The 25,367-nt window shown below is 55.6% G+C and carries 22 protein-coding genes; 13 read left to right on the forward strand and 9 right to left on the reverse strand.

Going from position 1 to position 25,367, the window contains the following annotated elements; all coding sequences use genetic code 11:
* Positions 1-93: 93 nt before the first annotated feature.
* On the reverse strand, positions 94-660 hold the full coding sequence (efp, locus tag ACUN8H_RS00675; protein WP_445530276.1) for an elongation factor P: 567 nt from the start codon (positions 658-660) through the stop codon (positions 94-96).
* Between the two features lie 106 nt (positions 661-766).
* Between efp and epmB the strand changes: the two genes are divergently transcribed.
* From epmB to ACUN8H_RS00690, 3 genes are all read left to right on the forward strand, one after another.
* Positions 767-1,789, forward strand: coding sequence for an EF-P beta-lysylation protein EpmB (gene epmB, locus ACUN8H_RS00680; RefSeq protein ID WP_445530277.1), 1,023 nt, complete (start codon positions 767-769; stop codon positions 1,787-1,789).
* A 399-nt stretch (positions 1,790-2,188) separates the two neighbouring features.
* A complete protein-coding gene (locus tag ACUN8H_RS00685; RefSeq protein WP_445530278.1) occupies positions 2,189-2,554 on the forward strand; it encodes a hypothetical protein in 366 nt (121 codons plus the stop codon).
* Positions 2,555-2,564: 10 nt separating this feature from the next.
* A complete protein-coding gene (locus ACUN8H_RS00690) occupies positions 2,565-4,601 on the forward strand; it encodes a pyrroloquinoline quinone-dependent dehydrogenase (protein WP_445530279.1) in 2,037 nt (678 codons plus the stop codon).
* A 79-nt stretch (positions 4,602-4,680) separates the two neighbouring features.
* On the opposite strand, the gene ACUN8H_RS00695 is transcribed toward ACUN8H_RS00690, so the two are convergent.
* The 3 genes from ACUN8H_RS00695 to ACUN8H_RS00705 are packed head-to-tail and all read right to left on the reverse strand — an operon-like array spanning position 4,681 to position 8,442.
* A complete protein-coding gene (locus ACUN8H_RS00695) occupies positions 4,681-5,799 on the reverse strand; it encodes a hypothetical protein (RefSeq protein ID WP_445530280.1) in 1,119 nt (372 codons plus the stop codon).
* A gap of 33 nt (positions 5,800-5,832) precedes the next feature.
* Complete coding sequence (gene leuA / locus ACUN8H_RS00700; protein WP_445530281.1) at positions 5,833-7,539, reverse strand: 2-isopropylmalate synthase; 1,707 nt, start codon at positions 7,537-7,539, stop codon at positions 5,833-5,835.
* 15 nt (positions 7,540-7,554) lie between these two features.
* Positions 7,555-8,442 (reverse strand): ion transporter, encoded by an 888-nt coding sequence (locus ACUN8H_RS00705; RefSeq protein ID WP_445530282.1) that lies wholly within the window; start codon positions 8,440-8,442, stop codon positions 7,555-7,557.
* Positions 8,443-8,613: 171 nt separating this feature from the next.
* On the opposite strand from ACUN8H_RS00705, the gene ACUN8H_RS00710 reads away from it, so the two are divergent.
* From ACUN8H_RS00710 to ACUN8H_RS00735, 6 genes are read left to right on the forward strand one after another with little or no spacing between them, the layout of a single operon-like run.
* Positions 8,614-11,454, forward strand: a complete 2,841-nt coding sequence (locus ACUN8H_RS00710) for a monovalent cation/H+ antiporter subunit A (protein ID WP_445530283.1) — start codon at positions 8,614-8,616, stop codon at positions 11,452-11,454.
* Positions 11,454-11,786: a Na+/H+ antiporter subunit C gene (locus tag ACUN8H_RS00715; protein WP_445530284.1), complete on the forward strand. Its 333-nt coding sequence runs from the start codon at positions 11,454-11,456 to the stop codon at positions 11,784-11,786. The genes ACUN8H_RS00710 and ACUN8H_RS00715 overlap by 1 nt, the downstream gene beginning before the upstream one ends.
* Positions 11,783-13,294: a monovalent cation/H+ antiporter subunit D gene (locus tag ACUN8H_RS00720; RefSeq protein ID WP_445530285.1), complete on the forward strand. Its 1,512-nt coding sequence runs from the start codon at positions 11,783-11,785 to the stop codon at positions 13,292-13,294. The genes ACUN8H_RS00715 and ACUN8H_RS00720 overlap by 4 nt, the downstream gene beginning before the upstream one ends.
* Positions 13,291-13,788 carry a Na+/H+ antiporter subunit E gene (locus ACUN8H_RS00725; protein ID WP_445530286.1) on the forward strand — a complete coding sequence of 166 codons (498 nt, stop codon included), beginning with the start codon at positions 13,291-13,293 and terminating at the stop codon, positions 13,786-13,788. The genes ACUN8H_RS00720 and ACUN8H_RS00725 overlap by 4 nt, the downstream gene beginning before the upstream one ends.
* Positions 13,782-14,051 carry a K+/H+ antiporter subunit F gene (locus tag ACUN8H_RS00730; protein ID WP_445530287.1) on the forward strand — a complete coding sequence of 90 codons (270 nt, stop codon included), beginning with the start codon at positions 13,782-13,784 and terminating at the stop codon, positions 14,049-14,051. Before ACUN8H_RS00725 ends, ACUN8H_RS00730 begins: the two co-directional genes overlap by 7 nt.
* 22 nt (positions 14,052-14,073) lie before the next feature.
* Positions 14,074-14,460: a Na+/H+ antiporter subunit G gene (locus ACUN8H_RS00735; protein ID WP_445530288.1), complete on the forward strand. Its 387-nt coding sequence runs from the start codon at positions 14,074-14,076 to the stop codon at positions 14,458-14,460.
* A gap of 123 nt (positions 14,461-14,583) precedes the next feature.
* Here ACUN8H_RS00735 and serB read toward each other — a convergent pair whose 3' ends face one another.
* The 4 genes from serB to pgi form a co-directional block, all read right to left on the reverse strand.
* Positions 14,584-15,510, reverse strand: coding sequence for a phosphoserine phosphatase SerB (serB, locus tag ACUN8H_RS00740; RefSeq protein ID WP_445530289.1), 927 nt, complete (start codon positions 15,508-15,510; stop codon positions 14,584-14,586).
* Complete coding sequence (gene parC, locus ACUN8H_RS00745) at positions 15,511-17,766, reverse strand: DNA topoisomerase IV subunit A (RefSeq protein WP_445530290.1); 2,256 nt, start codon at positions 17,764-17,766, stop codon at positions 15,511-15,513.
* Between the two features lie 6 nt (positions 17,767-17,772).
* Positions 17,773-19,668, reverse strand: a complete 1,896-nt coding sequence (gene parE, locus ACUN8H_RS00750) for a DNA topoisomerase IV subunit B (protein WP_445530291.1) — start codon at positions 19,666-19,668, stop codon at positions 17,773-17,775.
* A gap of 193 nt (positions 19,669-19,861) precedes the next feature.
* Entirely contained in the window at positions 19,862-21,544 is a 1,683-nt protein-coding gene (gene pgi / locus ACUN8H_RS00755) for a glucose-6-phosphate isomerase (RefSeq protein ID WP_445530292.1), read from the reverse strand.
* Positions 21,545-21,738: 194 nt separating this feature from the next.
* On the opposite strand from pgi, the gene cmoA reads away from it, so the two are divergent.
* The 4 genes from cmoA (at position 21,739) to ACUN8H_RS00775 (ending at position 24,541) form a co-directional block, all read left to right on the forward strand.
* Positions 21,739-22,482: a carboxy-S-adenosyl-L-methionine synthase CmoA gene (cmoA, locus tag ACUN8H_RS00760; RefSeq protein ID WP_445530293.1), complete on the forward strand. Its 744-nt coding sequence runs from the start codon at positions 21,739-21,741 to the stop codon at positions 22,480-22,482.
* A 2-nt stretch (positions 22,483-22,484) separates the two neighbouring features.
* On the forward strand, positions 22,485-23,510 hold the full coding sequence (gene cmoB / locus ACUN8H_RS00765; RefSeq protein WP_445530294.1) for a tRNA 5-methoxyuridine(34)/uridine 5-oxyacetic acid(34) synthase CmoB: 1,026 nt from the start codon (positions 22,485-22,487) through the stop codon (positions 23,508-23,510).
* Between the two features lie 64 nt (positions 23,511-23,574).
* The gene (locus ACUN8H_RS00770) at positions 23,575-23,889 is read left to right on the forward strand and encodes a thioredoxin family protein (protein ID WP_445530295.1); all 315 of its coding nucleotides are present in this window, start codon (positions 23,575-23,577) and stop codon (positions 23,887-23,889) included.
* A 55-nt stretch (positions 23,890-23,944) separates the two neighbouring features.
* Positions 23,945-24,541 carry a cyclodeaminase/cyclohydrolase family protein gene (locus ACUN8H_RS00775; RefSeq protein WP_445530296.1) on the forward strand — a complete coding sequence of 199 codons (597 nt, stop codon included), beginning with the start codon at positions 23,945-23,947 and terminating at the stop codon, positions 24,539-24,541.
* 67 nt (positions 24,542-24,608) lie between these two features.
* Here the strand turns inward: ACUN8H_RS00775 and ACUN8H_RS00780 are convergent, their stop codons facing one another.
* Positions 24,609-25,283 (reverse strand): zinc metallopeptidase, encoded by a 675-nt coding sequence (locus ACUN8H_RS00780; RefSeq protein WP_445530297.1) that lies wholly within the window; start codon positions 25,281-25,283, stop codon positions 24,609-24,611.
* Positions 25,284-25,367 lie beyond the last annotated feature (84 nt).

Below are 25,367 nucleotides of genomic sequence, written 5' to 3' on the forward strand. Positions count from 1 at the left end.
TAGTCAATGCTTGCTTTGCAATACTTGCTCAGCAAAAAATGGCCACGCAAAATGCGTGGCCATCATTACGACTTCAGCAGAAGTGGCAATTAACTACGCACGCGAGACGTATTCGCCACTGCGCGTATCAATTTTCAGCACTTCACCCTGATTGATAAATAGCGGTACGCGTACCACGGCACCAGAAGATAGCGTAGCAGGCTTGGAGCCCCCCTGCGCCGTGTCGCCTTTTAAACCTGGATCAGTTTCAACCACTTCCAATTCAATAAAGTTGGGCGGCGTTACTGAAATAGCCTTATCATTCCACAACGTGATGGTATAAGGCACCTGCTCTTTGAGCCATTTTTCGGTATCACTTAGGGCTTTTTTCTCTACCGCGTACTGTTCAAAGGAGCCATCGGTCTTCATGAAGTGCCACATGTCACCATCGGTGTAGAGGTACTCCATCTCCAGATCCATGACATCGGCACCTTCCAACGAGTCACCCGACTTGAACGTACGCTCACCGACACGGCCCGTCATCAGGTTACGCAGCTTCACACGGTTGAATGCCTGCCCCTTACCCGGCTTCACCAGTTCGTTCTCAACGATCGAACAAGGGTCGCCATCAAGCATTACTTTCAAACCGCCTTTGAATTCATTGGTAGAATAGTTCGCCATAAAGCCTCTCAATGTTTAATTTCAGCAACGTAATGCGCGAAGCCGTGCTTCGCCGTTAATAACTTCATCCCATAAGTGCGCGCATGATAACCCGAAGGAGGGCTTTTTGCAGGAGAACATCATTATCGCTGCTAAGCAGGCCGCTGCCCAGATGCCTAGCGCCTGGCAGCAGCAGCTTTCCCAGGCGATTCGCGACCCCGCCGTGCTGTGTGAGCGCCTTGGCTTAAGCCAGGCGTGGCTTGCCGGTGCCGACGCTGGGCATCAGCTCTTTGAGATCTGCGTACCCGACGCTTATCTGGCGCGTATTGTACCCAACGATCCTAATGACCCTCTGCTTCTACAAGTACTGCCTCTTGGAGAGGAAACCGACGCAACGCCTGGGTATGTGACCGACCCGCTTGAAGAGGCCGATCATCGTCCTGTCAAAGGCCTGATCCATAAGTATGCCAATCGCGTACTGCTGATTGCCAGCCCCGCTTGCGCCATCAACTGCCGTTACTGTTTTCGCCGCCACTTCCCCTACAGCGAGAACTCACCCTCTCGTGCCCAATGGCAGGAAGCACTGGATTACCTGCGTGAAGATACCTCCATTAACGAGGCGATTCTTTCCGGCGGCGACCCGTTGGCTTCCAACGACCGCCAGCTTGACTGGCTGGTCGAACAGCTGGAAAGCATCCCTCACCTGAAACGGCTGCGTATCCACACTCGCCTGCCTGTGGTCATTCCTGATCGCGTGGATGAGGCCCTGCTCGGCTGGCTAGGCAGCACCCACTTACAGAAAGTCGTCGTACTGCATATCAACCACGCCAATGAAATCGATCAGGCCGTGGTGGATGCCTGCACGCGCTTAAAGCAGGCTGGCGCCACGCTGCTAAACCAGAGCGTTCTATTAAGGGGCATCAATGACAATGTGCCAGCGCTGGCGAGCCTCTCGGAACGGCTATTTGAGGCAGGCGTAATGCCCTACTACCTGCACGTACTCGACCCGGTCCAGGGCGCCGCCCACTTTGACGTACCCGATCATGAGGCCCAAACGCTCGTTCAAGCGCTGCTGGAACACTTACCCGGATTTTTAATGCCCCGGCTGGTGCGCGAAGTGCCTGGGAGGATGAGCAAAACGCCTTTGTAGGATCGCTCAAAGCTTCTGGCTTTCGTCAAATCATGTTCCCTATTAGCCTGTACAACTTAACCGCTGAGGATCTCACAAGGCTGTTGAAGGTAACCGCCGTCTACACCTAGTTATGCGACAGGCGTTTGTCCAATTGGAAGCGCTGAGTTGCTTGCTCCTACTAAGCATTAAGTCCCATCGCGTGCAGCAAAATTGATACCGCTTCAGGTGCCGGAAGCATTTCAAAGACCCACGGGGGCGTCATCGTGTTTGTTGACGTCCGAAGTGGATTTTCTATTTTTTTTCATTGGCGCTTACGTGCCAAAAATCCATCGTTATCTGCTAACGTTATAGGGCTAATTACTTTGTGGTGAGGCGCTCGCCTTACTATCCTGAAAATTTCAAGGAGGAAATAACGCTATGTCGACATTACGTCCGACCCGGCTGGGGGCAATAGTGCTATTGATTGCCTCGCTCGCTGGGCTCGCTATCGCTCTCTATGCCTATTTTGTGCCCCTCACTGGCGTGACCGGAACACTTGGCGCCCTGGTAGCCATTTTGGCCTGCCTCGCTCTCGGGGTAATGGCGCTCCTTCTTGCAGGCATCAAACACAAAAAAGCGGCCATCCTGTTACGCGCTCTCATCCTACTGGGGCTCGTTGGTACATTCTTAGCAGGGTTGTTACTGCACCAGTGGTGGATCTGCGCAGCGATGGGGGTCGGTTTCATCGGCCTGATACTTGATATGGTTCGTCCTGCGCACCATGTCCAACCTGCCCATGCCTGAGGAGCCGACGATGCCAAATTTTTCATTTGCTAAACGCCCTCATTTTACGCCTGCCACGCTGAGCTGGCGCACGGCCACTGCGCTGGTGCTCTGCTTATCCCCCATGCCGTTACTGGCACAAGAACCGCAAGATGAGCCGGAAAATAGTCCGGCAAACAGTGAGGCAGAGGCAACCAACACTGCACCTATCCCGCTGGTGCCTGGCGAGCCCATCTGGGATAGCTTTCATGGCCAGCTCAACGCGCAAAAGTATAGCCCGCTGAATCAGATTAACGCCGATAATGTCGGCGAGTTAGAGAAGGTGTGGGAAATCCATACCGGCGATGTTGCCGATGGTTCGGGTGATTTACCGGCGACGGTATGGTCAGCAACCCCTGTCTTTGCCAACGACACGCTCTACATCGGCACGCCGTTCTATCGGATTATCGCGCTGGATCCAGCGAGTGGGGAAGAAAAATGGAGTTTCGACACTCAGTCCTCTCTTGAGGCACTCACCCAGCCTGCCTTGAAGAATCGCGGTGTGTCTTACTGGGAGGCCGATGATCCGGTGGCTGGCGAGTCCTGCCAGAAAATCATCTACATGGGCACCATGGATGCGCGACTGTTTGCGGTCGACGCCGACAGCGGCGAGCCGTGCCAAGGATTTGCTGATAACGGTGTGCTCAATGTTAATCAGTGGAACGACACCAACGACAAGTGGCCGTTGTCGCTGCTGCAGCCACCTACCGTGGTGGGAGATCGCCTGATTCTGGGTTGGGCGGGCATGGATTGGGCCTATGAAGAGGCGCCCCCTGGCACCGTCTTTTCCATCAATGCTCGCACCGGCGAACTTGAATGGACATTCCAGGCACTGAGCGATCAGATGCGTGAGCAGAGCGGTACCGCCAATGTGTGGACACATATGTCTGCCGACGAAGAGCTCGGCTTGGTTTACCTCCCAGTGTCGTCACCCTCGCCTAACTACTGGGGCGGTAACCGCACTGAAGAAGTCCCTCTCGGTACGTCAACCACTGCCCTTGATATTGAAACGGGCGAAGTGGTCTGGTCCCGTCAGTGGGTTCATCACGACATCTGGGATTACGATATTAATTCTGCGCCCACGCTCATGGATATTACGGTCGATGGTGAAGAGATACCGGCACTGATCCAGGCGACCAAGATGGGCTTCCTGTTTGTGGTCAACCGCGAAACAGGTGAAGATGTCTGGCCGATTGAAGAACGGCCGGTTCCGGCTGGTGACGGCTCCGTTGAGGGGGAAGTCTATGCGCCTACTCAACCGTTCCCGACTAAACCGGCGCCGTTGATGGATCAGTCAGAGAAGCCCAAGGTGTGGGCCCTGGCCGACGCGGTTAGCTTCGGTCAGTGTTCCGCCCTTTGGGAAGACCTTCACTATGAAGGCATGTACACCCCGCCCACTACCGAAGGGGAAGGGACGCTAGGCTTCCCTATCAGCGCAGGGGGGGTGCAGTGGGGCGGCGTAGCCTTCGATCCAGAGAGTCAGACAGCGGTGGTCAATACGTCACATATCGTTCAGCACGTCAGGCTTTATGGCCGTGAGCTTTACGAGTCAGCCAATAGAGCATCTGGCAACGAGAGCGGCTTTGCCTCTCAGGAAGGGGCGCCCTACGGCATGCGCTTAGAGGTTGCTCTCAACCGGCTGGGAATGCCCTGCTGGGAGCCGCCGTTTGGTGAACTCGTGGCGCTCGACATGACCACCGGCGATATCAAATGGCGCCGTCCGCTGGGTGCTTCGCAGCAGTACGGCTTCTACATGCCGGAAAGCTGGGGCTCTCCTACCATTGGCGGCCCCGCGGTGACCGCAGGCAATGTTATCTTTATCGGTGCCTCCATGGACGCCAAAGTACGCGCTTACTCTCTTGAGACCGGTGAAGAGCTCTGGTCGGATCAGAGCGAGGCGCCATCCGTCTCCAACCCCGCCGTTTATGAGTACGACGGTCGGCAATACGTTGCCTTTGTGTCCGGCGGGAATACCATTTTGAAAAACCAGGTAGGCGATCAAGTCGCTGTTTACGCATTGCCGGAATAAAGGCATGCTTGATCGATAGAAAATCAACGGGGCGGCCTTATTGGCCGCCCCGTTTGCATGAAGGGTGATGGAAAAGCGCTCATTCGAGGTTTGCAGCGGGCTTAGTAGCGCGCTTGGCTAACGCTTTGCTCGCCGCTTTCGCCAAGCGGCGCATCAGCGGCATAAGCAGCCACATCAGTGGCGTCAGTAACCAGCGATAGATAAACCTTGCCATGAACAGGACCGGCAGTAGCACCACCAGCCAAATAACAAACTGCCCTACCCATGCTGGCCAACCCAGCCACGTGGAAAGATTGGCGCCCAAAGCACTTACCAAACTGGGGTGACGAACCACGACATAGACGGTGCCTGCCACGGCGGCTACTTTGGCCATCCGGGGCAAGGTTGCAAAGCGACCGCTGGTGGCCACAAGACCTTGGCGCCAACCAGCGCGAGCGCCTTGTGCTTCAACGCTACCCAACCGCGCAGCACGAGCAGCCCTTCCCGCCCGTAGGACTTTGACGGTACTGGCCATCACCAGCAGGTCCACCCCGGCCCAGCCTAAATCACTTGCGCCAATGTCATCGCCTCGTCGCCACTGGCTTTCCAAATCACGCAAGCCGCTGGTAAAGAAGTCGCCCACGCCCGCCACTAATCGCTCACCCTGCAGCCACACCACTTCGCCCTGCTCGCTAACCACAAATTGATTAAGCAGCGCGTGACCATTCTCATCCAGCAAGGCAATGCCCATCTGGCCGCGGCGATCAGGGGTGAACGCTGAATCCGCGCCATCCTCCTCATCGCTCCACCAGCGGCTAAGCTGATGATAGCGCTCCCCAACCCAGTGCTGGGCTCGCAGGGTAGCAATATCATGATCACGGAAGTAGCTGATGGGTAGCACCGCATCCGCACCGAAGCGCATCAGCACTTGCTGAAACTGGGGCAGCAGACCGTACTCTACCAACACATCTCGCGCCACGTCGCCATGCCGCAAAATCGCCAGCGAAGCACTCATCCATAACGCCTGATCCTCGGCATAGTTGAGGAAAACCGCGTTGATCGCTGGCGTTTCCTGTTGAAGCGAGTCCTTTAGCGTGGGCAGTGCCCGCTGTGCTTCCAATCGCACCAATTTAGCGTCAAAGGGTTCGTGGGAAGCCACCGCAGAGGCAAGCCCCGCCATTACCACCGCGGTCAACACTATGATCTGCCAGGGCCGCATTGCTTTCGCCTCGTTAAAGGGATAACCCGCTAGTTATCCTAGTGTTTCTGCTGTCACATTGGCCGCCACAGGCTGTGTTGAATGATGGCGATTGATCGCACTAAGCACGCCTTTCATGGAAGCACTGGTAATGCTTTCATCGGTGCCCACACCGAACACCGCTTGGCCATCAATACGTACTTCCACGTAAGCAATTGCCTCGGCATCGGCGCCTTGGCCGCGGGAGTGCTCGTGGTAGTCAATGATTTCTACATCGTGCCCGGCGGCGGCCAGCGCTTTGACAAAGGCGGCTAACGGGCCATTACCTTCTCCACTGAGCGTCTGGCGACTGCCGTCTGTCTCAACGATGGCTTCCAGCGTCACTTTGGGGCTGTCAGGTTCAGAAGAGAGCCGATGACTCACCAACCCAAAGGGGGCCCGCTGCTCCAGATACTCATCGGCGAACGCTTGATAGATCATCTGAGAAGTGATCTCGCGCCCGGTGCGTTCAGCCACTTCCTGTACCACCTGGCTGAACTCAATGGAGAGGCGACGCGGCAACTCAATGCCATGCTCCTGCTCAAGTAGGTAAGAAACACCGCCTTTACCCGATTGGCTGTTCACCCGGATAACGGCTTCGTAACTACGGCCCACATCGAGCGGGTCGATGGGCAGATAAGGCACATCCCACACGGCGTCAGGATTCGCACGGCGATCGGCCATACCTTTCTTGATAGCGTCCTGATGTGAACCAGAAAAAGCGGTGAACACCAGATCGCCCACATAAGGGTGGCGCGGATGCACGGGCAGTTGGTTGCAGTACTCCACTTCACGCATGATCGGGGTGATATTGGAAAAATCGAGCTGCGGATGAACACCCTGGGTATACATGTTCATGGCGAGCGTGACGATATCGACGTTGCCGGTACGTTCGCCGTTACCAAACAGAGTGCCCTCTACACGGTCGGCACCTGCCATCAGGGTGAGCTCTGCCGCCGCCACGCCCGTTCCGCGGTCGTTATGCGGATGAACGCTGACAATCAGATGACCACGATGTTTAACGTTACGACAGAACCACTCAATTTGGTCGGCATAGTTATTGGGCGTAGCCACTTCTACCGTGGCAGGCAGGTTCACGATCATCGGTTTTTCAGTGCTCGCGCCATAGGCTTCCATGACCGCTTCAACGATCTCAACGGCAAAATCCATCTCGGTGGTGGTGAATAGCTCAGGCGAGTACTGAAAGGTCCAGTTAGTTTCCGGCGCGGCTTCCATCTGCGCGCGTATCTGTTGAGTGGCCTCTATAGCAATCTGAACGCACTCCGCTTTATCCACGTTAAACACCACACGACGAAACATAGGGTCGGTGGCGTTATAGACGTGAACGATGGCGTTTTTGGCCCCTTGCAGTGCTTCAAAGGTGCGCTCGATCAAATGCGGACGCGCCTGGGTCAGCACTTGAATGGTCACATCCTCGGGAATTTTATTCTGCTCGATCAGCGAGCGCACAAAATCGAAGTCGGTTTGCGAGGCAGAGGGAAAACCGACTTCGATCTGTTTAAAACCGACGTCCAGCAGCATGTCGAAAAAGCGCTGTTTGCGCTCCTGATCCATCGGATCGATCAGCGATTGATTGCCGTCGCGAAGGTCCACGCTACACCATATGGGCGCTGCTTCAATGCGCTGATTCGGCCATTGACGATCAGCTAAATCAACGGCCACAAAGGGGCGGTACTTGTTGGCGGGGTCAGTCAACATCATGGAAGCTCTCCAGCATTAGTCGTTTGTGGGCTTTTCGATGTGGTTACCGCCCATCTCCTGATGGGATGGCGCACGAGGCGAGCGTGACTGCGCGAGTGCTGCTTCCATGCGGTCAAGCTGAGCACGTAAATCATGCACATCGGCGCGCAGCCCCTGCATCTGAGCGGCGTCGCCCTCGTCGTTACTCAAATCGAGTAAGGCGCTCTCTTTTTGCATCACATCCAGCACGATACCAATCATCATATTGAGAAAGATAAACGCGGTCAGAAATATAAACGTTAAATAGTAGATCCAGCTCCACGCGTACACCTCTTGCGTGGCGTACATGACATCGGTCCAATCCTCAAACGTGGCAATACGGAACAGCGTGAGCATCGAAACGGAAATATTGCCCCATAAAAAGTCATCGACATTATGAAAGAGAAAGCTACCCAGGGCGGCGTAGATATAAAAAATAATGAACATCAGCAGCACGACATAGCCCATGCGAGGAACCGACTTCACCAACGCCCCAAGCAGCATCTGCAATTCGGGAATCATCGACACTAAACGCAGCACCCTGAAAATACGCAGCAGCCTGGCCAACAGCACCATTTCAGAATCATCCATAGGGATTAAGCTGGCTGTCACGATAAGGAAGTCAAAAACGTTCCAACCTTTTTTAAAAAAACTAAGAAGCGTGCGTTCAGCCGCCATCCTGATTAATATTTCCACCAGGAAAAAAATCGTTACTGCGATATCAAGATAGAGTAGCCACTGTTCAATTTGAGTCGTTTCTTCGTAAGTCTTGGCCCCTATCACCAGGGCGGAAATCACGATGATGGAAATAACGACCGCCTCGAAAATCTTATTTGAGCGCAGCTTTTCAAAACGGGCTTGCCAGGTAGTAAAGGACTCACGCATGGAACGACAGATCTCTCATAGGTTAACCGGCAAACTTTATACTAAAATTACACACATGCTACACAAGTGATATGCTCTTGTTTCACTTGATGTATCCTAAGCCATCAGAACGCTTTTAAAGCGCCCTGCTGGTACTCTTTTGACTTTTATTTTAGCGCTGGATGGACACCCATGACACTGCTTTGGATAGCCTTATTGCCTCTGCTAGGCGTACTGGTGCCGGTACTCACCGCTCAGCGTGGTCGCCGCTTTTGCTCGATGGCGACGGCGGTGCTGCCCGCTACCGCTTTAGTGATGACCCTACTCAACGTGCCTGCACTGTTAGACGGCGAGCAGCTACGTTTTTCGGCTACCTGGATGCCGGAGTTGGCGTTGAACTTAGCATTTCGCCTAGATGGGCTAACGCTGCTATTCAATCTACTGATTTTAGGCATTGGCCTATTAATTATTCTCTACGCCCATTACTACCTAGCGAAAGATGAACCCTTTGGACGTTTTTACGCCTTCCTAATGCTTTTTATGGCATCAATGGTCGGCATTTCAATGTCGGACAACCTGATTCTGCTGTGGCTATTCTGGGAGTTAACCAGCCTATCATCGTTCTTGCTCATTGGCTTTTGGTCGCACCAATCGGACGCTCGTAAAGGCGCCCGCATGGCGCTAACGGTGACCGGTGCGGGCGGCCTTGCGCTGCTGGCAGGTTTGCTGCTGCTGGGCGACATGGCGGGCAGCTTCAACATGGGCGATGTGCTGGCCAGTGGCGACGCTGTTCTTGCCGACCCGCGCTACCCAATCATGCTCGGCTTGGTACTGCTTGGGGCTTTTACCAAGTCAGCCCAGTTTCCTTTTCATTTTTGGTTACCCCACGCGATGGCAGCGCCGACCCCGGTGTCGGCCTATTTGCATTCGGCCACCATGGTTAAAGCCGGTATTTTCCTAATGGCTCGCTTACACCCTGCTATCGCAGGTAGCGAGTTATGGAGTGTTGTCGTATCACTGGTTGGCATTGTAACGATGCTATACGGCGCTTGGTTTGCATTGGTGAAAACCGATCTCAAGGGCATCTTGGCGTTTTCCACCGTTAGCCATTTAGGTTTGATTACCGTGCTATTGGGAATTGGCAGTCCGATGGCTATTTTGGCCGCCCTCTTCCATATCCTTAACCACGCAACCTTTAAAGCCGCGCTCTTTATGAGTGCTGGCATCATCGACCATGAAGCCGGCACTCGGGAGCTAAAACAGCTGGGTGGCCTGAAAAAAGCGATGCCGGTGACGGCCCTACTCACCACACTCGCCGCAGCCGCCATGGCGGGCGTACCGCTATTTAATGGTTTCTTATCCAAAGAGATGTTTTTTACTGAATCGCTGGCGACACCCGTTTTAGGAGGTATAAGCTGGTTATTGCCCGCGTTAGCCGCCCTGGGCGGTATACTTTCCGTCGCTTATTCTCTGCGTTTGGTGCATGCCGTTTTCTTTAAACCCGCTCGTGAAACGCCACCCAAGTCACCTCATGAGCCACCGCACCTAATGCGGTTGCCGGTTGAAATCTTAGTCGTTCTCTGCGTCGTGGTCGGCCTGTTTCCTGCCTTGATGGCAACAGGGTTGCTATCGCTGGCCAGTCAAGCCGTTATCGGTAGCCCGCTCGATTTCCATTTGGCTATCTGGCACGGCGTGAATTTGCCCCTCATCATGAGTTTGCTCGCCTTCGTGGTCGGCATTGCGCTTTATTGGCGCCATGCTGATGTGCGTCGCTTTACCCAGCAGTTTGCAGGCGTCGATGCACGCCGGGTGTTTGAGCGCATCCTTATCTCGATAGGTTATCGCGCGGAGCAAATTATTGGCGCATTAGAAGGAAATTCACTTCAGCGCTATGTCGGCTGGTTATGGCTGGCGGCACTCGTCATGGGTGGCATCGGTCTTGTGCAGATGAACAATTTAACCGGAAGCGCAGGTAATCAGCCGCTGGACGGCGTGCTTATTCTCGGCGCTGGCATGCTGATGTTTGGTGGTATCGCGACCGCCGCCACTCACCGCTACCGGCTAATTTCGCTGCTGATGCTGTCGGTAGTGGGACTATTTGTAGCACTGACCTTTGCACGTTTTTCGGCGCCCGACTTGGCGCTTACCCAGCTATCGGTGGAAGTCGTCACCATGATATTGCTCATGCTGGCACTTTTTTTCTTACCCCAAAAAACGCCGCGGGAATCAAGCCCACTGCGCAATGTTCGCGATATGCTGCTCGCAGGCTCGCTGGGGCTGGTGATCGCCAGCCTTAACTATGCGGTAATGACACGCGATACGCTGTCGATCTCTAATTTCTTCGTCGAAAACAGCAAGCCCGGCGGTGGCGGCTATAACGTGGTCAACGTTATTTTGGTCGATTTCCGTGGCTTCGATACGCTTGGTGAAATCACGGTACTGGCTATCGCTGGCTTGGCAATCTTCAAGCTACTCAACCGTTTACGTTTGTTTATGCCGCATAGTGATGGCGAAGGCCGGGTATGGTCGCCTGATCGCTACCCAGCGGTACTTACGTCGATTTCAATGACATTGCTCCCACTTGCCCTGCTGGTTTCTGCGTTTATCTTTCTGCGTGGGCACAACCAGCCGGGGGGCGGTTTTATTGCCGGCCTGATTACCGCTGTCGCGCTGATTCTGCTCTATATGGCCCGTGGCGTTGAATGGGCCCAAGCGCGCCTGGATTTCCCTTTCCAACCCGTGGCCGTCATCGGGGTAGCTGTTGCCACCTTAACGGGGCTGGGTAGCTGGCTATTTGGCCATCCATTCTTAACCTCAGCCTTTGGCTATTTCAGCCTTCCGCTGGTCGGTACTTTTGAGCTGGCCACTGCGCTACTGTTTGATTTAGGGGTGTATTTGGCCGTGGTAGGCGCCACGCTGATGATTTTGGCTAATCTTGGCAAAGTCACCACGGCGCACCGCCCAGTGACCGAAGCACCAGAAAAAGAGCCCGATGCTAACGCTGCCACCCCTTCTGCTCAGGAGCCTCGTTAATGGAACTGCTCTATGCGATGACCACCGGTGTGCTAACCGCCTGTGGCCTTTACTTAACGCTGCGAGGACGCACCTTTCCTGTCGTGGTGGGCTTAACACTGCTCTCTTATGCAGTGAACTTGTTCCTATTTTCGATGGGTGGTTTAACGACCGATGGTCCCGCGATCGTGTCGGAAGAGGCTGGCTACGCTGACCCATTACCCCAAGCGCTAGTGCTCACCGCGATTGTAATCGGCTTTGCAATGACGGCATTTGTAGTAATTTTAGCGATGCGTGCACGGAGCGAAGTGGGCAACGACCACGTCGACGGTAAAAAGGAAGATCGCGAATGATGCAACACCTGATTGTTTTTCCTGTGGTTTTACCGTTAGTAGCAGGTATTTTATTACTCTATCAACGGCACGGATTGGTGCACTACAAACGTGCAGTTAGCGTTGTAGCTACCGTGTTACTGCTGGTTGTAACGATAGCCCTCTTACGCCAGGCAGACAGTGGCGAAATCACCTACTACGCCTTGGGCGATTGGCAGGCGCCTTTTGGTATCGTGCTCGTGCTTGATCGTCTCTCAGCGCTTATGCTGCTGGTCACCGCGGTACTCGCCATCGGCGTGGTGGTGTTTGCCTGCGCAGGGGACGATGAAAAAGGCAGCAATTTTCATGGTCTATTTCAGTGGCAACTGCTGGGCATTAACGGCGCTTTCTTGACCGGCGATTTATTCAACCTGTTCGTCTTTTTTGAAGTACTTCTTTTGGCCTCTTACGCGTTATTACTGCACGGCGGTGGCAAAGCGCGTATTCAAGCCAGCGTTCACTATGTGGTGCTTAACCTCGCGGGTTCTTCGCTGTTTCTGATCGCGGTGGGGGTTCTTTATGGCGCGACGGGCACGCTTAATATGGCTGACATGGCGATCCGGGTGGCTGAGCTGCCAGAGGAACGCGATGGTTTGGTCACTGCTGGCGCACTGATGCTACTGGTTGTTTTTGGCTTAAAAGCCGCCATTCTGCCACTCTACTTCTGGTTACCTAAAGCCTACGCGTCAGCCCCCGCCCCGGTGGCAGCTCTCTTTGCCATCATGACCAAGGTCGGTATTTATGCCATTCTGCGTGTCTATTCGCTCATTTTTGGCGAAAGCGCTGGCGGTTTGGAAGCGTTGGAACACCCCTGGGTTTGGTGGCTGTCGCTTGCCACTCTGGCCGCGGCGGGTGTGGGGGTCATGGCTGCGCGGGATTTGCGTCTGCTAGTGGCCTACTTAGTTCTAGTGTCGGTAGGCACGCTGCTGGCGGGTATTGGTATGCGCTCGCCCCAGGCCGTTTCCGCACTGCTTTATTATTTAATCCATACCACCTTAATTACCGGTGGCCTATTCCTATTAGCAGAAATGATTGGCCTGCAACGTGGTAAAGCAGGCACACGTTTGGTGAAAGGCCGCCCGATGGTGCAAGGAGCGGCGCTGGCGATGCTGTTTTTTATCGGCGCTATTGCGGTTGCTGGTGTACCGCCCTTCTCCGGCGCCTTCGGCAAGGCATTGATGATGAATGCAGCCGAAGGGACTCAACGCCTTTGGCTCTGGCCACTGTTGCTGCTTTCCAGCCTCGCCTCGCTGGTGGCACTTTCACGGGCAGGCTCTACGCTGTTCTGGCGCAGCCATCGTGGTAACACCAGCGGTAGCGCCTTACCCCGTCGTCAGTGGTTTGGGGTGGTATGGCTGCTTAGTGCAGCACCGCTATTAGTGGCACTGGCTGGGCCAGTGAGCAGTTACACCCAGGCCACGGCTGATCAGTTAGCTAACCCACAGCTGCTAATTCGTACGCTTCTACCTGATGCAGGAGATGCCCAATGATCACTCCGCGTGCCTGGCTACCCACACCTGTCTTATCCCTTTTGCTCCTGCTGGTTTGGCTGTTACTGGTTCGCAGCTATGCGTTTGGCCAGTTTGTACTGGGTGGGTCATTAGCAATCTTAATTCCCTTATTGACCCACCGCTTTTGGGACGCCCGCCCTCGCATTGCCAAACCAATTGCCTTGCTGCGTTTTATCTTTCGCGTACTGGGCGACATCATCACCGCCAACTTTGAGGTGGCTTATTTAATCGCCAATCCCTGGCGCAAGCTCAAACCTCACTTTATCGAATACCCGTTAATCCTAGAGGAACGATTCACCATCACACTGTTGGCCAGCACGATTAGTCTGACCCCAGGCACCGTTTCAGCCAACCTGCGTATGGATGGTAAGAGTCTGCTGATTCACGCTTTGAACGTCGACGATGAAGAGGCGCTTATTGAACAGATTCGCGAGCGCTATGAACGCCCGCTAAAGGAGATTTACGAATGCTAAGTGTTGCGCTCTATATCACCTTGGCGTTAGTTGTGATGGCGCTGCTGATGAACTTGTATCGCCTCACCGTTGGTCCCAGCTTGCCTGACCGCGTGTTAGCGCTAGACACTATGTACGTCAACTCCATTGCCCTGATTGTGCTATTGGGGTTATGGCTGGACAGCAAAACGTATTTCGAATCGGCACTGTTAATTGCGATGTTAGGTTTCATTAGCACCGTGGCGGTGTGCAAATACATTCTGCGCGGGGATATTATCGAATGATCAATGGAAACCAGGAGGATCTATGTCAGTAATGATTGAAGGGCTTACTTCACTACTGCTGATCGCTGGGGGTATTTTTGTATTTATCGGTTCACTGGGCATGGCGCACCTGCGTGATTTCTACATGCGCCTGCATGGCCCGACCAAAGCCACCACGCTTGGCATCGGCTGTATGTTGATCGCCTCTATGCTCTATTTCTGGAGTGTAGAGGGTAAACCAGATATTCAGGAGATGCTGATTACGCTTTTCCTATTTATCACCGCGCCGGTCAGTGCTCACCTGTTAGCCAAGTCTGGTTTGCACCTGCGCTTGAAAAACACCGATAAGACTCAGGGTAAGCCGATAGAGCTGCGCGCAGAAGAAGTAGGTGACAAGCCGGTTCCCCACCCAGACACAGGTCATGGCTAACAGCGCGGCAATCTCGCTTTGGTCATTGCGAGCGAAGCGCGGCAATCTCTCGTTGAACTGAGCCTCCCAAGGCTAAGATTGCCGCGTCGTAAACTCCTCGCAATGACATGTCCCCTAGCAGGGTTACGGTGTCAAATCACGCTGGTGATAGCCTAGCAGATAGAGCACACCGTCCAGGCCTGCCGTCGATATCGCTTGGCGCGCTTGCGCGCGCACCATCGGCTTTGCCCGAAACGCAACGCCCATACCAGCCTTGGCCAGCATTTTAAGATCATTGGCGCCATCGCCTACAGCAATGGTTTGCCCCAGCGTAAAACCTTCACGGCGGGCAATGGCTTCCAATAATTCTGCTTTGCGCTCAGCATCCACTATCGGTTCGCTCACTTCACCGGTTACTTTGCCATTTTCGATGACCAACTCATTGGCATGCACCTCGTCAAAGCCAAGCGTTTTCTGTAAGTGGAGGGCAAAGTAGGTAAAACCACCGGAAAGAATGGCGGTACGGTATCCCAGGCGCTTCAAGTTGGTTAGCAGACGCTCAACGCCTTCCATCAGCGGTAGCTCAGCAGCAATATCGGCCAGCACGTTTTCATCCAGCCCGGCCAGCTTGCTCATGCGTTCGCGAAAGCTGGCCTTAAAATCCAGCTCACCGCGCATGGCACGCTCAGTTACTTCTGCCACTTCTTCGCCCACGCCATGGCGGCGTGCCAGCTCATCAATGACTTCAGCTTTAATCAGCGTCGAGTCCATATCGAAGCACACCAAGCGGGGCTGAATCTGATCGCGCAGATCTTCCTGAATGACGATATCGACACCCAGCGTTTCACTGAGCAACAGGGCGGCATGTCTAACATCGTCTATATCGACATGATCACCCGCCAATCGCTGCTCAATGCACTCAATGCCGCTGGTGCCCTGCGAGCCGTCCGCCAAACGCTGTGTACTCTTTTCCTGTAGGCCAAACTGCACCACCAGCGCATCAACCTGCGATTGGATATCCGCCGTTAAACGCGGCGCCAGTACGGTTAGGATCAAATCACCGCGTGCCATTTACGACTCTCCTGCCTCTAAACGATCTACTTTTTGAAAGCCGCGAGGCAGTTTGCTGCCACGACGCCCGCGCTCTCCGCGATAATAGGCCAAGTCATCGGCTTTCAACGTGAGCTTGCGCTTGCCGGCATGAATCATCAGCGCCTCGTTAGCAGCCAGCACGGCGATGCCGCATACAAACTCTTCCCGACGAGCCGCTCGCGGGCCAGGAATATCGAGCATTTTGCTACCCTTGCCCTTGGACATCTCGGGCAGTTGTTCTAACGGGAACAGCAGCAGCCGTCCTTCGTTGGAAACAGAGGCAACCCATAGGCCTTCCCCTTCCGGGACTTCTATCGGGGCCATCACATTGCAGCCCTTGGGCAGGCTAAGCACTGCTTTTCCGGCTTTATTTTTCCCGGTGAGCGTATCAAGCCGTGCGACAAAGCCGTAGCCACCGTCGGTCGCGAGCACAAAGCGCCGCTCCGGTGGCGCCAGCATCAGCCCCGCCATTTTCGCCCCAGCGGCGACATTGGCGCGCCCGGTCACCGGCTCACCCTGGCCGCGAGCACTGGGGAGGTTATGTGCCGAAAGGCTATAGGCGCGACCGGTATCATCGAGCAGTACCAGCGGCTGATTGGTTTTGCCGCGTGCCGCCAGTTGGAAACTATCGCCCGCTTTATAGGAGAGCCCTTCAGGGTCAATGTCGTGGCCCTTAGCCGCGCGAATCCAGCCTTTGTCGGAGAGCACCACGGTAATCGGATCAGCGCCCATTAACTCCACTTCCGACAGCGCCTTGGACTCTTCACGCTCGACCAGCGGGGAGCGACGTTCGTCGCCATGCTCTTTGCCTGCCGCGCGGATCTCTTTTTCCATCAGCGTGGTGAGCTTGGCTTCGCTGCCCAGCAACCCCTGCAGGTACTTGCGCTCTTTTTCCAGCTCATCCTGCTCGCCACGAATTTTCATCTCTTCGAGCTTGGCAAGGTGACGCAGGCGCAGCTCTAAAATGGCTTCGGCTTGGCGCTCGGAGAGACTAAACGTCGCCATCAGCGAGGCTTTGGGATCATCCTCTTCGCGAATAATGCGGATCACTTCGTCAAGATCGAGGTAGGCGATCAGCAAGCCTTCCAAGATATGTAAGCGGTCTTCGACTTTGCCTAGGCGATGCTCTAAACGGCGACGTACCGTGCTACGACGGAACTGTAGCCACTCACCCAGCATTTCGGGTAGCGGCATCACTCGCGGGCGACCGTCCAGGCCGATCACGTTCATGTTCACCCGCACGTTTTTTTCCAAGTCAGTAGTGGCGAACAAATGCGCCATCAATGACTCAACGTCGATACGGCTTGAGCGTGGTTCAATCACCAGCCGAGTGGGCTCTTCATGAGTTGACTCATCGCGCAGGTCCGCCACCATAGGCAGCTTTTTAGCCTGCATTTGAGCGGCAATCTGCTCCAGCACCTTGGCGCCACTCACCTGATAGGGCACCGAGGTGATAACGATATTGGCTTCTTCGCGAATGTAGCGCGCGCGCAGTTTGACCGAACCTCGGCCAGATTCGTAGAGCTTCCGCAAGTCCGCCGGCGGAGTAATAATTTCCGCATCGGTGGGGAAATCCGGCGCCGGTACGAATTCCATCAAGTCGGCGGTGGTGGCCTTCGGGTTACGCAGTAGATGACAGGTGGCTTCGACGACTTCCGACACGTTGTGCGGCGGAATATCGGTGGCCATGCCCACTGCGATCCCGGTACCGCCGTTGAGCAATACATGAGGCAATTTGGCAGGCAGTACCAGCGGCTCTTGCATGGTGCCGTCAAAGTTGGGTGCCCAGTCGACAGTGCCCTGGCCCAGTTCACCCAGCAGCACCTCGGCAAACTTGGAAAGTTTGGCCTCGGTGTAGCGCATGGCGGCGAAGGATTTGGGGTCATCGGGACTCCCCCAGTTGCCCTGCCCGTCTACCAAGGGGTAACGGTAGCTAAATGGCTGCGCCATCAGCACCATGGCTTCGTAGCAGGCGCTGTCGCCATGGGGATGAAATTTACCCAGTACGTCACCCACGGTACGCGCCGACTTTTTATACTTAGCGTTGGCGTGCAGCGCCAGCTCGCGCATGGCGTAAATGATGCGGCGCTGAACGGGCTTCATACCGTCGCCGATATTGGGCAGTGCACGATCTAGAATGACGTACATCGAGTAGTCGAGGTACGCTTTTTCGGTGTAGTCGCGCAGGGAGAGACGTTCGACGTCGCCCTCCGCTACTTGAATATCCATGGTCATCGGGGGTTATACCTCAATGTCTGCGAGGTTGCCGTAATCTTCCAGCCACTTTTTGCGGTCACTGGCGCGCTTTTTGGCCAGCAGCATATCCATCATTTCCATGGTGCCGTCGCCTTCCGTTAAAGTGAGCTGGACAAGGCGTCGAGTTTCCGTCGACATGGTGGTTTCACGCAGTTGCAGCGGGCTCATCTCACCCAGGCCCTTGAAACGCTGGACGTTGGGCGTGCCACGCTTGTTCGCCAGCTGTTTGAGAATGGCGGCCTTTTCGCTCTCATCCAGGGCGTAGTGCACCTCTTTACCCAGATCGATGCGGTAGAGCGGTGGCATCGCGACATAAACATGACCTGCATCCACCAAACTGGGGAAGTGACGCACAAACAGCGCGCAGAGCAGCGTCGCGATGTGCAGGCCGTCGGAGTCGGCATCGGCAAGAATACAGATCTTGTGGTATCGCAGCTTTTCCAGATCAGCGCTGCCGGGATCGGCGCCAATCGCCACGGCGATATCGTGCACTTCCTGTGAGCCGTAGATATCGTGGGTCTCCACTTCCCAGGTGTTGAGGATCTTACCGCGCAGTGGCAGAATCGCCTGGGTTTCACGGTTACGCGCCTGCTTGGCACTGCCCCCCGCCGAGTCCCCTTCGACTAAAAACAGCTCGCTCTGAGCAGGGTCCTGACCGGAGCAGTCCGCCAACTTACCGGGCAGCGCCGGGCCGGAAGTGACCTTTTTACGGGCGACCTTTTTGGCTTTTTTCTGACGATTTTGCGCCGCGCTAATGACCAGTTCGGCAATCGCTTCGGCTTGATCCACATGGTGGTTTAGCCACAGCGAAAAAGCGTCTTTCACCACTCCCGATACAAAGCCAGCAATGGTGCGTGACGAGAGCCGCTCTTTGGTTTGCCCGGCAAACTGGGGGTCGAGCATCTTCACCGAGAGCACAAAAGAGGCACGCTCCCAAAGGTCATCAGCGGTCAATTTGATCCCACGGGGCAGCAGGCTGCGGTATTCACAGAACTCGCGTAGCGCATCCAGCAGCCCTGAACGAAAGCCATTGACGTGAGTGCCGCCCTGCGGGGTGGGGATCAGGTTGACGTAACTCTCCAGCAGCGCTTCACCGCCTTCCGGTAGCCATTGAACCGCCCAATCGACACCATGTTCGTCGTCATTGAAGTGGCCAATGAAAGGTTCGCGGGGGAGCACTTCGTAGCCGTCGGTGGCTTCAACCAGATAGTCGCGCAGGCCATCGGCAAATTCCCATTCGGTGGTAGTGCCGTCGGGTTCGACCAAGGTGACTTTTAGCCCTGGGCAGAGCACCGCCTTGGCACGCAGCAGGTGCTTCAGCCGCGTGAGCGCTAACTTGGGACTATCGAAGTAGCTTTCGTCCGGCCAGAAACGCACCAGCGTGCCACTCGCCCGCTTGGGGGCTTTGCCAATTTCATGCAACTCTTCGACTTTTTCACCGAACTCGAAGGCCATGGCGTGGCGTGCGCCGCCGCGGGTGACTTCAACATCCAATCGGCGAGAGAGCGCGTTAACGACCGAGACACCTACCCCGTGAAGACCGCCAGAGAAACGATAGCTGGTAGAGGAGAATTTTCCCCCTGAATGGAGCTTGGTGAAAATAAGCTCCACGCCCGACAGACCGTGCTCGGGGTGCAGATCAATCGGCATACCACGACCGTTGTCCTGCACTTCAATCCCACCATCACTATGCAGTACGACGCTGATGGCGGTGGCGTGGCCCGCAAGCGCCTCATCGACGCTGTTATCGATCACTTCCTGGGCAAGATGGTTGGGGCGTGTGGTGTCGGTATACATACCGGGACGCTTACGTACCGGCTCGAGCCCGGACAGGACTTCGATGGAACTCGCGCCGTACTGAGAGGCATCAAACTGGGTCATGTAACGTCGTTTCCTGAGAAGTAGTGCTGGCAGCCTCGCTGGGCGTTAAGTCAGTGGTTGAATGCAGACGTTAAAAATAAGTTCAGCAGCTTACAAAGGGCCACAGGATAGCGGAAAACCAAAAAGCTGTATATCTAGCCATGCTTATTATCAGGGGCTACCGGGGATAGCCCCCTCTAATGGCGACTCTGTATCACTCCTGCTCAGCGGCCCAGAACGCCTCGATCAAGCCACGGCTAGACGCATCCATACGCGATAGATCGCCCTGATGGTCGATAATCTTTTGGGTATCCGTGGCAATCTGTTTGCCTAGCTCAACGCCCCACTGATCGAACGGGTTGATATCCCAGATAACCGCCTGAACAAACACCTTGTGTTCGTAAAGGGCGATCAGCGCGCCAAGCGTCGTGGGCGTCAACTGATCGAGCAGCACCGTGGTCGACGGCTGGTTGCCACGGTAGCGCTTATGTTCGGGGCGTGGGCCATCGTCGTCTATCGCATCGTCGCCCAGCATCAATACACGCGACTGGGCAAAGCAGTTGGCCAGTGCCAGACGGTGCTGGGTTTTCAGGTGGCGCCGGGTATCCTGGTCTTCCACCTCATCGTAGCGCTTGAGCGGCGCGATGAAATCGCACACCACTGGCTGGGTGCCCTGGTGCAGCAGCTGATAAAAAGCGTGCTGCGCATTGGGACCAAGCTGCCCCCAGAGTACCGGGCAGGTAGAGTAGCTGACCGGCTGGCCCTGGCGAGTAACCGACTTGCCATTGGATTCCATCTCGAGCTGTTCAAGATAAGCGGCAAAATACTCCAACCGACCGTCGTAAGGCAGAATGGAGTGCGCGCGTATGTCCAGAAAGTTGACGTTCCAGATTCCTGCCAAGCCTAGCAGCACGGGCAAATTATCTTCCATTGGCGCTTCGGCAAAGTGCCGATCCATATCGTGAGCACCCGCCAGAAATGCCCGGAAATTATCCATCCCGACCACGAGGGCAATCGGCAAGCCGATAGTGCCCCACAGTGAATAACGGCCGCCCACCCACTCCCAAAAGGTCAATTGATGGTCCGAAGATATTCCCCACTCACTCATTTTTTCAGGACTTGCCGATACGCCAATAAAGTGTTGGCGCACTACCAGTTCAGCACTGACGGGGGACGCGCCATGCTGGGTCAAACGGCTCAGCAGCCATTCACGCGCCGTGTTGGCATTTGAGAGCGTGTCGATGGTCGTGAATGATTTGGACGACAGCACGAAAATGGTGGTTTCAGGGTTCAACCGGCTCAAGTAGTCCGCCAGCTGTGAACCATCCATGGTGGAGGCAAAATGCACCTCGACGGGATGCACATCGCTGGGGCGAAAATCGGCTAATGCATGGGTGACCATGAGAGGGCCTAAATCCGAACCGCCTACGCCCAGATTGACCACATGACGAATGGGTTTGCCGGTAGCGCCACGCCACTGTCCGGCATGCAGGCGGCTAACCAAACGCTCCATTTGAGCCAGACTTTCATGTACAGCCGCAACAATATCTTCCCCCTCCACCTCAAGCGTTGCATCCGCTGGCAGACGCAACGCCGTGTGCAAAGCCGGGCGGTTTTCACTAACGTTCACGCGTTTGCCGCTTAACAGTGACTCAATAGCGGAAGGCACACCCGCTTCGCTAGCCAGGGTAAACAAATGCTCAAGCGTATCGTCGTCCCAACGCTGCTTAGAAAGGTCCAGCGTCAAACCTGCCACTTGGCGGGTAAAACTTTCCCAGCGCGATGCTTCGCTGCCAAATAGGGTTTTCAAGTGGACGTGCTGCAGCGTCTCAGCGTGATGCTTCAACGTCTGCCACGCAGGTAGCGTATCGGGGGTAGCGTTTGTTGCTGAAGCCATATGCCGTCTCCTGTGGCGTCGATCCTTGCAGTCCGTGTCTTTGCCAGACAGGTCTGTTCTACGTTAACTACGTTCTGTGTTAACTACGTTCTGTGTTAACTACGTTCTGTGTTAACTACGTTCTGTGTTAACTCTGTTCTGTGTTAACAAGGGCGCGTAAACTACTCAGCCTCATTTACAATCCCGGCTTGCCCATGAGTGATGCATCTTACCGTGACGCTATCTTTTCGACACCCCTTGACCGCGTAGCGCGTTTCTCTTTCGATGAAAAAGTGGTCGCCTGCTTTCCGGATATGATCCGCCGCTCGGTGCCAGGCTACGGACAAATTCTTGGCATGCTGAGTCTGATTGCTCAACGCCACCTTCGCCATGGCGCCCATGTCTATGATCTGGGCTGCTCTCTGGGCGCCTCTGGCCTAGCATTGGCGGGCGCACTACCGCCGGCCGCCTTTCGCTATACAGGGGTCGACCTGTCGCCGGCCATGGTGGCCCAGGCACGCCAGACCTTCCAGCAAGAGTGCCCTGAGCATGCCATGCAAGTGGAAGAAGCCGATATCCGTACACTGGAGTATGCGCCTTCGGGCATGATCATTCTCAACTTTACGCTGCAGTTTCTGCCTGCAGCAGACCGCGATTCGCTGTTGGCACGGCTTTACGCGGCGCTGGAGCCGGGTGGCGTCTTGATTCTTTCAGAGAAAACCGTGGATGCCGACGAGCGCGATAACGCCTGGCGGGTCGAGCGCTACCATGATTTCAAGCGTGCCAACGGCTATAGCGACCTGGAAATTAGCCAAAAGCGCACCGCCCTTGAAAACGTGCTGGTACCGGATACCCTCGACGCTCTCCATGGCCGCTTGAAGCAGGCTGGCTTTCCACGCTCGATGACCTGGTTCCAGTACCTTAATTTTGCCTCGCTAATTGCATTTAAGGAGGATTAAAGGTGGCGCCGTTATCCGACGATCATCGCGCGATTTATCAGGCGTTTTTAGATCAATCAACGCTTGATGCTTCGCTAACTCCCTGGCTGGCAAAGCTTCCTGAGCAGTTAGCCCACGGATTGGATCGCAACCGCCACGGCGACCTCTCCGCCTGGGAAAAGGCCGTTGCTAAATTGCCGGCGCTGCCCTCTGAGAGGCGAGTGAACTTAAACAGTGATACGGTCACCGTCGAGCTTGCCCTTAGCGATAGCCAGCAGCGCCAGTGCTTTAACCTGCTAAGAAAGCTCGCCCCCTGGCGTAAAGGCCCTTTTCAACTGGGCGGTATCTATATTGATACCGAATGGCGCTCGGACTGGAAATGGCAACGAGTTGCCCCGCACTTGGCGCCCCTGAAGTATCGTAAGGTGCTCGATGTCGGTGGTGGCAGCGGTTATCACGCCTGGCGGATGGCCGGGGCAGGTGCCGCCTTTGTGCTGGTCATAGACCCTTCGCCGCGCTTCTACTGGCAGTTTCAGGCGGTACGCCACTTCGTCGGCGATGCCGATGGCGGCACAACACAGTTCTTACCAGTGGGCATTGAGGATGTGCCAGAGAACCTCAATTTTTTCGATACGGTATTTTCCATGGGCGTGCTCTACCACCGCCCTGCGCCCCTGGAGCATCTTCAGCAGTTAAAAGCGGCGCTGGCGCCCGGTGGGGAGCTGGTGCTGGAAACCCTAGTGGTTGAAGGCGACGAACGAACCGTCTTCGTGCCCGGCGAACGTTACGCCGCCATGCCGAATGTCTACTTTCTGCCCTCTTCACAAGCACTCTGCCACTGGCTGGAACGCTGCGGCTTTACCAATGTGCGCGTGGTGGATGAAGCAGTCACCACGCTTGATGAGCAGCGCTCGACCGAATGGATGACCTACCAATCGCTGGCCGATTTTCTGGACCCGGAAGACCGCACCCGCACCATCGAAGGCTACCCCGCACCGCGTCGCGCGGTAATATTGGCGAATAAACCGGGTTTATCTCGCTTATCTTGATCGGTCGCTATACTAACCAGGCCTCCAGGGATGTGGGGCCTGTCATCACCTCAGGAGAGAACACATGACCATAGCCGATAGCATCGTACCAAAGCGAAGCGAACTGGATGCCAGTCAGGGGCCGATAGTGGTGGAGTTTGGCACGCCCTGGTGCGGCTATTGTCTTGCGGCGCAGCCACTGATCAGGGAAGTGATTGATCAGGCCCCCGGGGTCCGCCATATCCGAGTCGAGGATGGCAGGGGAAAACGACTGGGACGCTCATACCGGGTCAAGCTCTGGCCGACGCTGATCTTTCTAAGGGATGGTCAGGAAAAGGCGCGCTGCGTGCGTCCCGAGACGCGCCAAGCATTGAAAACCGCACTTAAGTGCATTGTGTAAAGCATGAAACGTGGTGTGGTATATCCACCACCCTATGAAAAAAGGATAGGACGTCATGCCGGATAACACCGCACCGCTCTGGGAGCACAGACTGAGTGATTTTAGCGACACCGTGGCCCGCGAGCCGATGCCCGGCTGCGGCGCGGTGGCCGTGGTGAGTGCCGACCTGGGCCTAGCGCTCGTGCTCAAGGGGCTGCATCTGAGCCAGCGCCATGACACCACGGCACTGCGTCAGGCGTTGATTGATGAAGGCGGGTCGCTTAAGCAGCGCCTAGCGCCGCTGGCCCAAGAGGATGTGGCCGCCTTTGAGGCATTCATAGCAGCCGTCGGCCGCCATGAGGAGGACGAAGGGCGTCAAAGCGCCCTTCATGCGGCGGCCGCTACTGCCGTTGAGGTACCGCTGAAAACGGCGCAGCTGTGTGCTGCGGCGCTGGCACTGACGCAGCAGGCAGAAGAACATATCGAACAGCAGTTTATTAGCGACGCGCACGCCGGGGCGCGGTTGATTCACGCCTCACTGCACAGCGTGCTGCTCAACGTGGATGCAAATGCCAAACAACTCGGCAGTGACGCCGCCCGTGGCAAGGCCAGACTTTCCCGCGATGACCTTTCTCAGCGCGCCGATGCACTGCTGACGGCCATCACCGGATAGTGTCGCGAAAACGGCCCTGGGGCAGGCTTTAAAGCATCGTACGGGGCTTGATGCGGTATCGCGCTACTTACCGCCGCAAAATCACCAGCCAGCGGCCCAGATTCATCACGCTGGCGAGTGAAGCGGCTACGTAAGTAAACGCGCAGGCGGTGAGCACATGCCGGGCGCCTGCCATATCCGCAGGCGGCACGTACTCTTTCAACAACGGTAACGCCCGATTGAAGCTGGCATCGAACTCCACCGGTAGCGTCACTAAATGCACCACCGCGGCGGTGCCAAAGCTGATCACCGCCATCGCCACGACTATCGCTAAACCACCCGGCAGGCGTGTTAATAAGAACAAAAACGGCGCGGCCATCATCAGCAAAGCGCCAATTTTCTCGGCTTTTTGAGCGACCGCCACCAATCGGCTGCGCGCTATCAGCGGCGCATACCCCTGATGGTGCTGGATGGCGTGCCCCACTTCATGCGCAGCTACCGTAACGGCGGTCAGCGAGCGGCCATCGTAATTATCCGGGGAAAGCCGTACACAGCGTGCTTCCGGGTCGTAATGATCGCCAAATTCGGTGCGCTCTACGCTGGCGCCTTCAACCCCAAGACGACGCAGTAGATGATCAGCGAGTTCTGCACCGGTGCCTGGGTAATCGTCACGCCCTTTCGTGTGGCGCTTGAGCACCCACTTTGCCCAAACATTGGGGAGCACAAAAATGGCCAGTGCAACGATAATAAGCAGAACAACCATGGCAGCCCCTATCTACATAACACCGTCTTTGAGCACTTAACGTTCAACAATCTCTTTTCAGCTTAGCTTTTACCATGGGAACTG

This window comes from Vreelandella sp. V005, assembly GCF_052645115.1.

Excerpts from the sequence above, each read along its gene's own strand:
- efp (WP_445530276.1), bottom strand. The coding sequence starts at position 660 with ATGGCGAACTATTCTACCAATGAATTCAAAGGCGGTTTGAAAGTAATG.
- ACUN8H_RS00685 (WP_445530278.1), top strand. The coding sequence starts at position 2,189 with ATGTCGACATTACGTCCGACCCGGCTGGGGGCAATAGTGCTATTGATT.
- ACUN8H_RS00690 (WP_445530279.1), top strand. The coding sequence starts at position 2,565 with ATGCCAAATTTTTCATTTGCTAAACGCCCTCATTTTACGCCTGCCACG.
- ACUN8H_RS00695 (WP_445530280.1), bottom strand. The coding sequence starts at position 5,799 with ATGCGGCCCTGGCAGATCATAGTGTTGACCGCGGTGGTAATGGCGGGG.
- leuA (WP_445530281.1), bottom strand. The coding sequence starts at position 7,539 with ATGATGTTGACTGACCCCGCCAACAAGTACCGCCCCTTTGTGGCCGTT.
- ACUN8H_RS00705 (WP_445530282.1), bottom strand. The coding sequence starts at position 8,442 with ATGCGTGAGTCCTTTACTACCTGGCAAGCCCGTTTTGAAAAGCTGCGC.
- ACUN8H_RS00710 (WP_445530283.1), top strand. The coding sequence starts at position 8,614 with ATGACACTGCTTTGGATAGCCTTATTGCCTCTGCTAGGCGTACTGGTG.
- ACUN8H_RS00715 (WP_445530284.1), top strand. The coding sequence starts at position 11,454 with ATGGAACTGCTCTATGCGATGACCACCGGTGTGCTAACCGCCTGTGGC.
- ACUN8H_RS00720 (WP_445530285.1), top strand. The coding sequence starts at position 11,783 with ATGATGCAACACCTGATTGTTTTTCCTGTGGTTTTACCGTTAGTAGCA.
- ACUN8H_RS00725 (WP_445530286.1), top strand. The coding sequence starts at position 13,291 with ATGATCACTCCGCGTGCCTGGCTACCCACACCTGTCTTATCCCTTTTG.
- ACUN8H_RS00730 (WP_445530287.1), top strand. The coding sequence starts at position 13,782 with ATGCTAAGTGTTGCGCTCTATATCACCTTGGCGTTAGTTGTGATGGCG.
- ACUN8H_RS00735 (WP_445530288.1), top strand. The coding sequence starts at position 14,074 with ATGTCAGTAATGATTGAAGGGCTTACTTCACTACTGCTGATCGCTGGG.
- serB (WP_445530289.1), bottom strand. The coding sequence starts at position 15,510 with ATGGCACGCGGTGATTTGATCCTAACCGTACTGGCGCCGCGTTTAACG.
- parC (WP_445530290.1), bottom strand. The coding sequence starts at position 17,766 with ATGACCATGGATATTCAAGTAGCGGAGGGCGACGTCGAACGTCTCTCC.
- parE (WP_445530291.1), bottom strand. The coding sequence starts at position 19,668 with ATGACCCAGTTTGATGCCTCTCAGTACGGCGCGAGTTCCATCGAAGTC.
- pgi (WP_445530292.1), bottom strand. The coding sequence starts at position 21,544 with ATGGCTTCAGCAACAAACGCTACCCCCGATACGCTACCTGCGTGGCAG.
- cmoA (WP_445530293.1), top strand. The coding sequence starts at position 21,739 with ATGAGTGATGCATCTTACCGTGACGCTATCTTTTCGACACCCCTTGAC.
- ACUN8H_RS00770 (WP_445530295.1), top strand. The coding sequence starts at position 23,575 with ATGACCATAGCCGATAGCATCGTACCAAAGCGAAGCGAACTGGATGCC.
- ACUN8H_RS00775 (WP_445530296.1), top strand. The coding sequence starts at position 23,945 with ATGCCGGATAACACCGCACCGCTCTGGGAGCACAGACTGAGTGATTTT.
- ACUN8H_RS00780 (WP_445530297.1), bottom strand. The coding sequence starts at position 25,283 with ATGGTTGTTCTGCTTATTATCGTTGCACTGGCCATTTTTGTGCTCCCC.